Origin of the sequence: Corynebacterium sp. HMSC075D04, assembly GCF_001815635.1 — a bacterium.
GTDB classification, from domain to species: domain Bacteria; phylum Actinomycetota; class Actinomycetes; order Mycobacteriales; family Mycobacteriaceae; genus Corynebacterium; species Corynebacterium coyleae.
Window position 1 is genome coordinate 40,843 of record NZ_KV821317.1, and the last position, 11,945, is coordinate 52,787.

Below are 11,945 nucleotides of genomic sequence, written 5' to 3' on the forward strand. Positions count from 1 at the left end.
CGAGGTGGCGTGGGCGCGGGGGTCACTGAGCTTGCGGGATGTACCGCGTGGTGGCTTGTTTGTCATGGCTGTGATCTCCTTAGCTCACGCGCACGCGCGGGTCGAGGGCAACAACGATGAGGTCGGCCAAGATAGCGGACACTGCGGTCATTGCGGCACCGAATGCGGCCACAACGACGACACCGTGGACGTCGTTACGCGCAATCGTTTGGATGAAGTACTGGCCCATGCCTTGCCACGCGAAGATGCGCTCCGTCATCACGGCACCGGTGAAGATGCCGGGCACCGAGAACGCCACCGAGGTAGCAACCGGAATCAGCGAGGTTCGCAGCGCGTGTTTGCGCACTGCTTGCGCCTTGGTTAGGCCCTTCGCGCGGGCGGTGCGGACGTAATCGGCGTTCAAGTTATCCAACAGCAGTGTTCTCTGCATGAAGTGATAGCCCGCATACGAAATGATCAACAGTGACAAGGTGGGGAGCACGAGGTGTTGGGCGTAGTCGACCATCTTCGGGAAGAACCCTTCAACGCCAGGGTTGGAAGCACCGGTGACGTAGAAGACGCGCTTGCCGGTCCACTCGTTGACCTTCAGACCGAACCACACCACGGCGATCGAGGCGACGACCACGTGAATGTTCATCGTGATGATCGAGATGCCCTGCCACATGCGGTCGGCGCGCTTGTACTGGCGCGACGCAGTGTACACACCGAGGGCGACACCGAGGAGGATCGACAGCAGGGTGGCAAACAGGGTCAGCTGCGCGGAGACCCAGATGCGGTAGGAGACTTGTTCATTGACGGAGTCGCCGATCGGGGATTTACCCCAGTCCCAACGAGTCAGGACGCCAGTAAGCCACGTCCACCAACGCTCGAAGATTGGTGTGTTTGGGTTCAAGTTCAACGGATCGAGCAGTGCATCGATCTGCTCTTCTGGCAGAGGTGGTCGGCGGCCAAAGTAGTTGGCGCGGGGATCGAGGAAAAAGCTGGCGAGAAAAAACGTGAGGTTGGTGGCAAGAAAAACAATCAAGCCCCAGCTCAGCGTCTTCCGGATCAGGTATCGAAACATAGTGTCTCTCAGTTCCGTGGTGGGCGGACGGGGGAGTTATTGAGAAAGATTGGAAGCCCGCCCAGCGTGGGAATGCTGGGCGGGCTCGCACTCAGTTCGTGGATTTCACGTGCGTCGAACCGTTACGGTTACTTCGCCCAGCCCACGTTCTCGATCGGGAGGATCGCGAAGGAGTTAGCACCGAAGTTTGCCAGGCCCTTCTTCACGGCGACGATGGCCGGGCCGTTGGCGTACGGCATGATGCCGTACTGAGCCAGGGCTTCCTTCTCAAGCTCGTTTGCGCGCTTGATCTGCTCGTCAGCATCCGGGAGCTGCTGCAGTTCCTCAATCTTCTTGTCCATCTCCGGGGTGCCGGTGCCGGACTTGTTCAGCTCGGAATCGGACTTGTAGATCTGGCCGAAGTACGCCACACCGAACGGGTCGGAGGAGCGGAAGCCGGACATGAACAGGTCGAAGTCGCGCTCGGAGACGACCTTGGAGAAGTCGGAGCTCGGACGCTCCTCAACCTGGACGTCGATGCCAATGTTGCGCAGCATTGCCTGCAGGGCAGTGGTGGTCGCCTGGATCATCGGGGAGTCACCCAGGGTGACGTAGCGCACGGACAGCGGGTTGGACTCGTCGTAGCCTGCTTCCTTGAGCAGCTCCTTGGCCTTCTCCGGGTCGTACTGGATGACCTCGCCGAAGTTGTCCTCGTAGCCCGGCTGGGTCTGGTACAGGTTGAACGAACCTGGCAGATCCTCGGTGTAGCCGAGGCCCTGGAAGCGGATCGCGGCGAGCTGCTCGCGGTCAACACCGCGCATGATGGCCTCGCGGACCTTGATGTCGTCCAGGCCCGGGGCGGTGGAGTTGATCGTCATCAGGTAGTTCGCCGGGTTCAGGGCGGTGCGGATCTCGATGGAGTCGCCCATCTCCTTCGCCGTTGCCAGACGGTCACGGGAAGAAACGCCGGTTGCGTCGATCTCGCCTGCGCGGAAGGCGTTCAGGGATGCCTGGTCTTCCATCTGGCGGTAGGTGATCTTGTCCAGCTTCGGCTTCTCGCCCCACCAGTTCTCGTTCGGGACGAAGGAGGCGGTGCCGCCTTCGAAGTCAACGTTCTCAACCTTGAACGGGCCAGCGCCCCACTCCGGGTTGACCTTCTTCAGGTAAGCGTTCATGAACGTGTCCGCGTCCTTGACCTGCGGCGGCACGAGGGTGCCGAAGAGGCCCTCCCACCACGGGTATGCCTGCTTGAAGGTGACCACGGCCTGCTTGTCGTCCTCGCCGCGCTCGACGGACTCGATGAGCTCGTAGCCGTCGGTGGAGTTGACCTGGACATCCGGGTTGGAGCCGTTGTTGAACTTGAAGGTGTTCTCGAAGGCGGTCCAGTCAAGCGGGGTGCCGTCGTTGTACACGGCGTCCGGGTTGATGGTGTAGGTGACCACGGTCTTGCCGTCGACGGTCTCATCCTTCACGTCGGTCAGATAAGCCGGGTTCGGGTGATAGGTGCCGTCGCCGTCGAAAAGCGTGAGCTGCGGGTTGTACTTGCTCCAGATGGTGTCCGTGTAGGACGTCATGTTCGCGTGGAACACGTTCTGCTGCTCAGCAATTTCGGTAATCGCGAGAGTGAGCTCGCCGCCATCCTGGATCTGGTCGCGCTCGAGCGGGTTGTAATCACCGGCAGCGTTGACTTCGAGCTGCTCGCCCGAGTTGTCAGCTTCCTTGGAGTTCGCGGAGTCCTGTCCGGCCTGGTTTGCGGTGGTCTCTTCGGTTCCGCCATCCGAGGAGCAGGAGGCGAGGACGAGGGACAGGGAGGAGAGTCCGGCGAGAGCGGCGACACGGAGGCGTTTGCTCATGGTCTGGGTCCTTTCAGTGATCGTCCGTACGCAGAGAACTTTGCGACGGTTGCCCGTGTTTGGGCGGTACGACGAAATGGGTATTTCGACGACCCCTGCACCACGATTGGGCCCACCAAAACTTGAAGCTCAGGTGAACACGACGTAATCAGGTTGCACAAAAACTTACATGAAGTGTTAGGCAGTTCACAGTGTTTGTGAAAAGTAATTTACGGCGAAATGCATGCTGCCTCACAGGGCTATGACAGGAATGGGTGTTTCTGCACGCTGATAGGCATCTGTAGCCATCGCAACGCTTTCTCAGCTTCTTCACGGATCGTGAATGTTATTCGCATGAAACGACCCCACCTGCGGGGTGCAGGTGGGGTGCAGTACGGGAATTGGGGTGTTATGCCACAGGAGTTAACTCGACTTCGTCCGCCCACGTCAGTTCAATACCCAGGGCGCGCAGCCACTCCATGGCATCGTCGCCGTGCCGAGTAATGCCCTCAACGGCGTTGAGGGTGACGTCCATGGCCTTCTCTGCCTCTTCGGCAGTGATCAAGCCTGCAGACGTCGCGGCTGCGAGTTCGTCGATATCAAGCACGTCGATCGGGTTGCCTGTCAGCGACACAATGTCGACGTACAGGTCGCGTGTGCGCCAGATATCGCCATCAACGTCAATGTCGGCGATGTCGAAGTAGAAGTCCTGATCGCGCTCTGCGCCCTCGCGGTAGTGGAAGATGTTTGCCCGCAGGCCGAGTTCCGGCAGCAGCCAGCTTTCTAGGTAGCCGAACTCGGGGTGATTCGCCCCGCGTGCCATGTAGAGGCCAAAGTCGGTGACCTGGTACGTGTCTACCTCGCGCAGGAATCCCTTTGGGTCCGTGTTGATGTTCGCGGACGTGTCAAAGGTCTCTTGCTTTACCGGGTGTAGGTCGACGGTCATCGGTTACCTCACGTTGATCGAAGCGGCGGTCGGGGCAAATGCGCAGGTCTTGTCGGTGGTGCGTACTGCACCGTCGACGACTGCGAGGACGCGGCCCTTGCCTGTGTTTGCGGTGGCGGACAGGGTGGACGGTCCTGTTGGGTTTATCCCGTTGTTATCTAAAGGTGTTACGCCGGTGCGAAAAGTGTTGAGGTTAACCCAGTACACCTTCATGAGCCCCTGGTCCTTGGCGGCGGCCGGGGTGCCTAGTGCGGTGAACACAAACGTGGTCTGTCCCGCGCCTGCGCCTGGCGCTGGTGTTTTGGTCGGTCCCGGTACCGCAATTGCGGACGCGGTCGAGTGCAGCCCCTTGCCCATGCAGTGCCCGGAGACCGTCGGCCAGGCGAACTGCGTGAAGGCCGGGGCGTCCTCTGGCAGTGGAGGGCCGCCGAGCTCGCCGGTACCAGCGAAGAAGTTCACGGCGGTGCGAAGCGCGTTGCCGACCTGTTCCGGCACCTGTGGTTGGTCCGCGAACGCGTGGACTCGGGCGACGGTCTCGGGGGTGGGGCGGCCAAGGCTATCGAGCGGGTTCGATGATTTGGCATGAGCCATTTGCGTATCGACGACACCGGCTACCAGCATGCCGGCAGCGCAAACCGCCGCGACGGCGGAGCGTGCAAAAGATCGGGGAGTGCGCACGGCTGTCCTTTATTACATAGGGGCCACGGACATTAACTCAAGCAACATTAGTCACATAAGTAACAGCGTCAAGTGGAAACCGTTGATTTTGTAGGGGGAATTGTCCAGAAACTTTCGGTGTTCTCCCAGTTTTATCTGTTTACCCTTGTGAGCACGGGCACATTTAAGACCCGTGAGAACGTGAGATCCGTTGTCCCCAACACTGAAAGGACTGATCACAATGGATGCCCAGACGTTCACCACCAACCTGTCCCTTGAGGAGATTGAGCAGCGGCTGTCCGGACTGGACAAGTTCAATGTCAAGGACAAAACCGCCAGCGAACTGGCTGTCAACGTCGGCAGTGCACTGAAGTTCCGTCTTATCGGTGTGTATTTGAATAAGGACTACCAGGCGCCGCTGGCTATCGATGCCGCAGATAACGGCGATGGCACCACCACCGTCGAGCTCTCCGCGCGAGGGACGGAAGGGGCTGTCATTACTACTGGAACGGCCGAACAGTTCTTCAATGACGCGTTTGCAGAGCTCCGCGCCACGTTGGAGGGGTAGCGGAGAGGTGCGCTCAACTTAGCTGGGGAGTATCGTGTAACCGTTATTTCCGACAATGTAAAAGGATCTGTTGAGTGTCGCACCCTGAATTTCGCAACGTAGCTATCGTCGCCCACGTTGACCACGGCAAAACCACCCTGGTCAACGCCATGCTGGAGCAGTCCGGCGTCTTCGGCGACCACGGCGAGCATGGCGACCGCGTGATGGACTCCGGCGAGCTCGAGTCCGAGCGCGGCATCACCATTTTGGCCAAGAACACCGCCATCCGTCGCGCCGGCAAGGGTAAAGACGGTGCGGACTTGGTCATCAACGTCATCGATACCCCGGGCCACGCCGACTTCGGCGGCGAGGTCGAGCGCGGCCTGTCCATGGTTGATGGTGTCGTGCTGCTGATCGATGCTTCCGAAGGCCCGCTTCCGCAAACCCGATTCGTCCTGGGCAAGGCCCTCGAAGCGAAGAAGCCGGTCATCATCTGTGTGAACAAGACTGACCGTCCGGACGCACGTATCGACGAAGTCGTGGAGGAAGCACAGGACCTCCTCCTCGAACTCGGCGCTGGCCTGGAGGACCCGGAGGCTGCAGAGGCTGCTGAGAACCTCCTCGAGCTGCCGGTGCTGTACACCTCAGGCCGTGCAGGCCGCGCGTCCCTGGAGAACCCGGGCAACGGCAACCTGCCGGACAACGAGGACCTGCAGCCGCTGTTCGACGTTATCTACGACGTCCTGCCGGAGCCGTCCGCTGAGATCGATGCACCGTTCCAGGCGCAGGTGACCAACCTGGACTCCTCCTCCTTCCTGGGCCGCATCGGCCTGATCCGTGTGTTCAAGGGCTCGGTAAAGAAGGGCCAGCAGGTCGCATGGGTCCACTACGACGAGGACGGCAACCAGCAGGTTAAGAACGTCAAGATCGCTGAGCTGCTCGTCACCGAGGGCCTCGACCGTGTTCCGGCTGAAGGCGACGTTGTCGCAGGTGACATTGCCGCTGTCTCCGGTGTGGAGAACATCATGATCGGTGACACGCTGTGCGATCCGGAGCACGTCGAGCCGCTGCCGCGCATCGCCATCGACGATCCGGCAATTTCCATGACCATCGGCGTGAACACCTCGCCGATGGCTGGCCGTAACGGTGGCGACAAGCTCACCGCCCGCATGGTCAAGGCTCGTCTGGATCAGGAGCTCATCGGTAACGTCTCCATCAAGGTGCTGCCGACCGAGCGTCCGGACGCGTGGGAGGTCCAGGGCCGTGGCGAGATGGCGCTGACCGTGCTGATTGAGACGATGCGTCGAGAAGGCTTCGAGCTCACCGTTGGCAAGCCGCAGGTAGTGACCAAGGAGATCGACGGCAAGACCTACGAGCCGTACGACCATATGATCATCGACGTCCCGTCGGAGCACCAGGGTGCCGTCACCCAGCTCATGGCAAACCGCAAGGGTCAGATGACCGCAATGTCCAACGCGGGTTCCGGCGATTGGGTCCGCATGGAGTTCGACGTCCCGTCGCGTGGCCTGATCGGTTTCCGTACGACCTTCCTCACTGAGACCCGTGGTGCCGGTATTGCCAACTCCTACTCGATCGAGCACCGTCCGTGGGCCGGCGAGATCAAGGGCCGCCCGACCGGTTCGCTCGTCGCCGACCGTTCCGGCCAGGTCACCGCGTACGCCCTGCAGCAGCTTGCAGACCGCGGCGATTTCTTCGTCGAGCCGGGTGCCGAGACCTACGAAGGCATGGTCGTTGGTGCGAACTCGCGTGACGAGGACATGGACGTCAACATCACCAAGGAAAAGAAGCTGACCAATATGCGTTCCGCCACTGCGGACGCGACTGTCACGCTGCAGAAGGCCCGCACCCTCTCCCTGGATGAGGCCATCGAGTTCTGTGACGAGGACGAGTGCGTCGAGGTCGCCCCTGAGGCGATGCGTGTGCGCAAGCTCATCCTGAACGCTACCGAGCGTGGCCGTGCCCGCTCCCGTGCGAAGCAGAAGAACAGCTAGCCTGTTCTTCATGCAGCCTCCTCGATCGCGCCGCCCAGCCACCCGTGCTGCGGCGGCGCTTTCCGCGCTTTGCCTCGTCGCGTCGTGCTCGGCGAACCCGGGCCCGCCGCCGCTCGTTGAGCCGGAATCCGCCCAAAGCGAAACATCTGGCGTATCGACGACACCTTCCGACGACAACCCGCGCCGCAGCGACCGCACTCAGGTGCAAGTGGGTGTTGACCCTGTACGAGGAGGCTTCAACCCGCACCTGATTGCGGACGATTCCTCGACGGTGCGTGCCATCGCAGACCTCACCCTGCCTAGCGCATATGTGGGCACGAGCCCGAACAGGGACCTGCTGGTGGGGGTTTCAACGCTGCCGACCTCGCCCGCGGCCCAAACCGTGCGCTACGTCATCGCACCGGAGGCGCAGTGGTCTGACGGCACTCCAATTACCGGCTCCGACTTTGCCTACCTGTGGCGCGGGATGGTGACCACCGCCGGCACCGTCAACCCTGCGGCCTACCGGGCAATTCAGGCGATCCGCATTTCTGGTCAAGGCGGCAAGGTCGTCGATGTGGACTTTGAGCGCCCCGTGGCTAACCGCGAGGAGCTCTTTGCCTACCTGCTGCCGTCGCACCTGTTCGCCGCTGACGCCAGCGATTTCCCGTTCGCACTGCGCAACATGGTCCCTGCGTCTGCCGGGCGTTTCCTCATGGCAGATGTCGGCCGGGCCCGCGGCACGGTAGTGCTGAATAGAAACGACAGGTTTTGGGGTACTGAGCCAGCAAGCGTGGACATTTTGACGCTGACCGCCGCGCGCGATACAACACAAACCGCCGACCAGTTGCGCTCCGGCCAGCTCGCGTTCGCCGACGTCACGCCGCAGGAAACCACGGAAGAGGTCTTTCGCCGGGTGCCGGGGGTGGAGGTGCGCGAGGCGTCGTCGTCACGCGTGCTTGGCGTCGTCATCTCCGCGACAAGCGGGCTCGACCAAGCAATGCGCGAGCAAGTGCGATCGCTTATCGACGTCCCCCTGCTCGCCCACATCGCCGCCGGCCGCAGCACCAACCTGGCCGTAGCAGAGCATGCGTTCACGCCGGGGGAGAAGGACACCGCAGCGCTACGAGCGCGCACCGTGCCCATCCGCGTCGGGGCGGATGCGATGGACCCGGCGGCGGCCGCAGCGGCGCGCACCCTTGTCGACATCCTCAACGGCGCCGGCATTCCCGCAAAACTCACCTCTACCGACGCGACGACGCTCGCCGGGCGCAGCCTGCCATCGTCGGAAGTTGACCTGGCAGTGGTGTGGCAGCGCAACTCCACGTCCATGACCACGCTTGCCAGCCGCATGGCGTGTCCGTCCAAAACTTCGCGTGCTGGCAACCTCTCCGGCCTGTGCTCCGTGGGCAACGAAGCGCTCGCCGGGCGAATCCTGGACGGGACCATGAGTGCGACCGAGGCCCGAGCAGCCGTGGCCGAAGCCGAAGAGCGCGACGCCGTGTGGGTGCCCATCCTCAACGAAACACGCATCGCAGCATCCTCCGGTGGCGTCGCCATCCCAGGCGTCTCCACCTGGCCCGGGGGTATCAGCGACGCCGCCCGCTGGCAACTGGCCGATACAGTAGGCCCGACACCGAAGGAGAAACCATGACAACGCGCGACCTCACCGGCTACCGAGTAGTGGCCGTCCACGCCCACCCTGACGACGAAGCCATCACCACCGCAGGCGTCATCGCCGATCTGAGCCGACGTGGCGCCGACGTCCTCGTCGTCACCTGCACACTCGGCGAAGAAGGCGAAGTTATCGGCGAGCCGTACCAGCACCTCGTCGTCGACGAAGCCGACCAGCTAGGCGGCTTCCGCATCGGCGAACTACGCGAGTCGTTGGCCGCCATCGGCGCGCGCGGCACCTTCCTCGGCGGGGCCGGCCGCTTCCGCGACTCCGGCATGGCCGGCTCGCCCGCAAGCCGCAACCCGCGCGCTTTTGTCAACTCCGGCGACGCCGCAGTAGCCGAACTCGCCGCGATCTTCGACGCCGAGCGCCCCCACCTTGTCATCACCTACGGCCCCGACGGCGGCTACGGCCACCCAGACCACATCCGCGCCCACGAAATCACCCACACCGCCGCCGAACGCGTCGCTATCCCGCGCATCCTGTGGGCCGTGCGCCTCGCCGAAGAAACCGCAGCGCTTACGCCCGAGACCGCCCCCGACGGCTGGCGCCTTGCCCAACCCGGCGAACTCGACGGAGTCGCCACCTCCGACATCGCCGTCTCCCTTGACGACCACGCCTACAGCGCCAAAATCGCCGCCATGCGTGCCCACGCCACCCAACTCTGGATCGCCGACGGCCGCACCACCGACGTCAACCCCCATGCCACCATCGCCCAAGGCCCAGTCGTCTACTACGCCCTGTCCAACCTCATCACCCAACCCATCCAGCGCGTCGAACACTTCCAACTCGGCGCAGGCGCACCGCTTCACGACGACGCCACCCACGTCCTATCCGGAATCCCCAAATGAGCCACCCCGTCATCCGCGACAATTTTTCACGCGGGGAAGCCATCGCCGGCATCACCTGGCTGAGCGTCGGCGCCCTCGGCTCGCTCATCCTGGAAGTGGCGTACCTGAACTGGTTCTGGGTCATCATCGCAGCGGTGTTTAATGCGGTGTTGGCGAAGACGGCGCGGCTGTGGTCGTCGAAAAGCATGATTGTTCCGCTTGCCGTCTGGGCAGCAGCACTGTTCGCCTCCATGGTCATCCTCCCTCCAACCGGGTGGACCCTCGCACTCCTTCTCACCGGAATCGCCGGAGGCGTTTGGCCACTGATCAAGACGAAGTGACATACTGTTTCCCATGACTTACGTGATTGCTCAACCGTGCGTCGACGTCATGGACCGCGGCTGCGTCGAAGAATGCCCCGTTGACTGCATCTACGAGGGCAAGCGCATGCTCTACATCCACCCCGACGAATGCGTCGACTGCGGCGCCTGCGAACCTGCCTGCCCCGTCGAAGCCATCTTCTACGAAGATGACACCCCCGACGAGTGGAGTGAATACTACGACGCCAACGTCGGCTTCTTCGACGAACTCGGCTCGCCAGGCGGCGCCGCCAAGACCGGCCCGCAGGACTTCGACCACCCCTTCGTCGCAGCACTGCCGCCGCAGAACCAGGACTAAACCGTGGCACGCACCCCACTCGGATCACAACTGCCCGACTTCCCATGGGACACCATCGCCGACGTGCGCAAGCGCGCCGCATCCCATGACGGCGGGCTCATCGACCTCTCCGTCGGCGGCCCCGTCGACCCGGTCGCACCGTCCATCCAACTCGCGCTGTCCGAAGCTGCCGCAACGCCCGGCTACCCGCAAACCGCGGGTACGCCGGAATTGCGCGAAACGATCGTGGCCTCCCACGCCCGCCGCTTCGGCATCGCAGGGTTGACCGAACGCTCCGTGCTGCCCGTGATCGGGCTCAAAGAAGCCGTCGCGTGGCTGCCCACATTGTTGGGCCTGCGCGGCGAGAAAGTTGTGATCCCCGAGGTCGCGTACCCCACCTACGAGGTCGGCGCGCTGATGGCAGGCTGCGAAGTTATTCGTTGCGACGACCCCGCCGCCGCACCCCGCGACGCCGCCTTCGTCTTCATCAACTCGCCGTCGAACCCAACTGGCGCAGTCCTTGACGTCGAGCAGATGCGCGCCTGGGTGGAATTCTCCCGCGAAACCGGCGCAATCATCGCCTCCGACGAGTGCTACCTCTACCTCGGCTGGTCCGCCGAACCGGTATCCATCCTGCACCCGTCCGTCACCGACGGCGACAACACTGGCCTGCTCGCCCTGCATTCGCTGTCCAAGACGTCCAACCTGGCGTCGTATCGCGCCGGCACCATCTCCGGCGACGAAGCCCTAGTGCAAGAACTTCTGCTTATCCGCAAGCACTCCGGCCTCATCGTGCCCGGCCCAATCCAAGCCGCCATGGTGGCCGCCCTCGGCGACGACCTGCACGAACAAATGCAGCGCTCCACCTACGCCGCGCGACGGCTTGTACTCATGAAGGCCCTCCAAAACGCAGGTCTTACTATCGACGACTCCGATGCCGGCCTCTACCTCTGGGTCCACCACGACGGCATGGATTCCCGCGAACTCCTCAACTGGTTCGCCGACCACGGCATCCTCGGCGCCCCCGGCGACTTCTACGGCCCCGCCGGCGCCCAACACGTGCGCATCTCGCTCACCGCACCCGACGAGCGCATCGAAGCGGCAGTCGCCCGCCTAGGAAACACCGTTGACTAACCCCACTCATCCGTCGCCGGCCGCCGGCGACCAGCACGCCGCCGCGCCCGAAAGCGGCAGCACTGCCATACGCCTCGTTGCCGGGCTGCGCCAATTTTTGCGCTTCGGCATCGTCGGCGGCTCCGGCGTGCTCGTGAACTTCGTCGTGTTCTACTTGGCCAACAAAGCCCTAGAGAACGGCTTTGATCTGCACGCCAACGACGTGTTCATGCAACTCGGCTCCACCCGTTGGAACATCCGCTGGTACCACCTCATGTCCACCCTGGCGTTCCTCCTGGCCAACACGTGGAACTACCAACTCAACCGCGCCTGGACCTTCCGTGGGGTGCACGCGCGCTCCTGGATCCGCGGGTTCTTCCCCTTCTTGGCCACCGGCGCGCTCGCGTTCGCGGTGTCGCTGACATGCATGACGTTGCTCATGAACCCGACGACCCCCATCGGACTCTCCGATTCACTTTTCGACGACTCCACCGGCCTGCGCACCAAATCCTACTGGGCCCAAGCCATCTCCACACTGATCGCGATGCCGGTGAACTTTGTGATCAATAAGGTCTGGACCTTCGGAAAACCGAAAACGCCAAAAACCGTCTAACCAGTGGTTTGTGGAATTTGGTGTTGGAGTTATCCACATTTT

At 62.7% G+C, this 11,945-nt stretch carries 12 protein-coding genes; 8 read left to right on the forward strand and 4 right to left on the reverse strand.

Going from position 1 to position 11,945, the window contains the following annotated elements:
* Positions 1–79: 79 nt before the first annotated feature.
* From HMPREF3048_RS03575 to HMPREF3048_RS03590, 4 genes are all read right to left on the reverse strand, one after another.
* Entirely contained in the window at positions 80–1,063 is a 984-nt protein-coding gene (locus HMPREF3048_RS03575; RefSeq protein WP_070421616.1) for an ABC transporter permease, read from the reverse strand.
* Positions 1,064–1,191: 128 nt separating this feature from the next.
* Positions 1,192–2,895: an ABC transporter family substrate-binding protein gene (locus tag HMPREF3048_RS03580; protein ID WP_070421615.1), complete on the reverse strand. Its 1,704-nt coding sequence runs from the start codon at positions 2,893–2,895 to the stop codon at positions 1,192–1,194.
* A gap of 388 nt (positions 2,896–3,283) precedes the next feature.
* On the reverse strand, positions 3,284–3,820 hold the full coding sequence (locus HMPREF3048_RS03585; protein WP_070484488.1) for a ribonuclease FAU-1 family protein: 537 nt from the start codon (positions 3,818–3,820) through the stop codon (positions 3,284–3,286).
* Between the two features lie 3 nt (positions 3,821–3,823).
* A complete protein-coding gene (locus HMPREF3048_RS03590) occupies positions 3,824–4,441 on the reverse strand; it encodes an Rv1157c family protein (RefSeq protein WP_224213884.1) in 618 nt (205 codons plus the stop codon).
* A gap of 277 nt (positions 4,442–4,718) precedes the next feature.
* Here HMPREF3048_RS03590 and HMPREF3048_RS03595 point away from each other — a divergent pair, with 277 nt between their 5' ends.
* The 8 genes from HMPREF3048_RS03595 to HMPREF3048_RS03630 all read left to right on the forward strand — a co-directional run bounded on the left by HMPREF3048_RS03595 (position 4,719) and on the right by HMPREF3048_RS03630 (position 11,903).
* Positions 4,719–5,045: a hypothetical protein gene (locus tag HMPREF3048_RS03595; RefSeq protein ID WP_070484494.1), complete on the forward strand. Its 327-nt coding sequence runs from the start codon at positions 4,719–4,721 to the stop codon at positions 5,043–5,045.
* Between the two features lie 74 nt (positions 5,046–5,119).
* Entirely contained in the window at positions 5,120–7,036 is a 1,917-nt protein-coding gene (gene typA / locus HMPREF3048_RS03600; RefSeq protein WP_070484497.1) for a translational GTPase TypA, read from the forward strand.
* A 10-nt stretch (positions 7,037–7,046) separates the two neighbouring features.
* Entirely contained in the window at positions 7,047–8,669 is a 1,623-nt protein-coding gene (locus HMPREF3048_RS03605; protein ID WP_070771217.1) for an ABC transporter family substrate-binding protein, read from the forward strand.
* Positions 8,666–9,541: an N-acetyl-1-D-myo-inositol-2-amino-2-deoxy-alpha-D-glucopyranoside deacetylase gene (gene mshB / locus HMPREF3048_RS03610; protein ID WP_070771218.1), complete on the forward strand. Its 876-nt coding sequence runs from the start codon at positions 8,666–8,668 to the stop codon at positions 9,539–9,541. The genes HMPREF3048_RS03605 and mshB overlap by 4 nt, the downstream gene beginning before the upstream one ends.
* Entirely contained in the window at positions 9,538–9,861 is a 324-nt protein-coding gene (locus HMPREF3048_RS03615; RefSeq protein WP_070771219.1) for a hypothetical protein, read from the forward strand. The genes mshB and HMPREF3048_RS03615 overlap by 4 nt, the downstream gene beginning before the upstream one ends.
* Positions 9,862–9,874: 13 nt before the next feature.
* Entirely contained in the window at positions 9,875–10,198 is a 324-nt protein-coding gene (fdxA, locus tag HMPREF3048_RS03620; RefSeq protein WP_070421608.1) for a ferredoxin, read from the forward strand.
* Positions 10,199–10,201: 3 nt separating this feature from the next.
* Entirely contained in the window at positions 10,202–11,311 is a 1,110-nt protein-coding gene (gene dapC, locus HMPREF3048_RS03625; protein WP_070771220.1) for a succinyldiaminopimelate transaminase, read from the forward strand.
* A 67-nt stretch (positions 11,312–11,378) separates the two neighbouring features.
* Positions 11,379–11,903, forward strand: a complete 525-nt coding sequence (locus tag HMPREF3048_RS03630) for a GtrA family protein (protein WP_070771223.1) — start codon at positions 11,379–11,381, stop codon at positions 11,901–11,903.
* The last annotated feature ends 42 nt before the right edge of the window (positions 11,904–11,945 follow it).

Excerpts from the sequence above, each read along its gene's own strand:
- HMPREF3048_RS03575 (WP_070421616.1), bottom strand. The coding sequence starts at position 1,063 with ATGTTTCGATACCTGATCCGGAAGACGCTGAGCTGGGGCTTGATTGTT.
- HMPREF3048_RS03580 (WP_070421615.1), bottom strand. The coding sequence starts at position 2,895 with ATGAGCAAACGCCTCCGTGTCGCCGCTCTCGCCGGACTCTCCTCCCTG.
- HMPREF3048_RS03585 (WP_070484488.1), bottom strand. The coding sequence starts at position 3,820 with ATGACCGTCGACCTACACCCGGTAAAGCAAGAGACCTTTGACACGTCC.
- HMPREF3048_RS03590 (WP_224213884.1), bottom strand. The coding sequence starts at position 4,441 with ATGCTGGTAGCCGGTGTCGTCGATACGCAAATGGCTCATGCCAAATCA.
- HMPREF3048_RS03595 (WP_070484494.1), top strand. The coding sequence starts at position 4,719 with ATGGATGCCCAGACGTTCACCACCAACCTGTCCCTTGAGGAGATTGAG.
- HMPREF3048_RS03605 (WP_070771217.1), top strand. The coding sequence starts at position 7,047 with ATGCAGCCTCCTCGATCGCGCCGCCCAGCCACCCGTGCTGCGGCGGCG.
- mshB (WP_070771218.1), top strand. The coding sequence starts at position 8,666 with ATGACAACGCGCGACCTCACCGGCTACCGAGTAGTGGCCGTCCACGCC.
- HMPREF3048_RS03615 (WP_070771219.1), top strand. The coding sequence starts at position 9,538 with ATGAGCCACCCCGTCATCCGCGACAATTTTTCACGCGGGGAAGCCATC.
- fdxA (WP_070421608.1), top strand. The coding sequence starts at position 9,875 with ATGACTTACGTGATTGCTCAACCGTGCGTCGACGTCATGGACCGCGGC.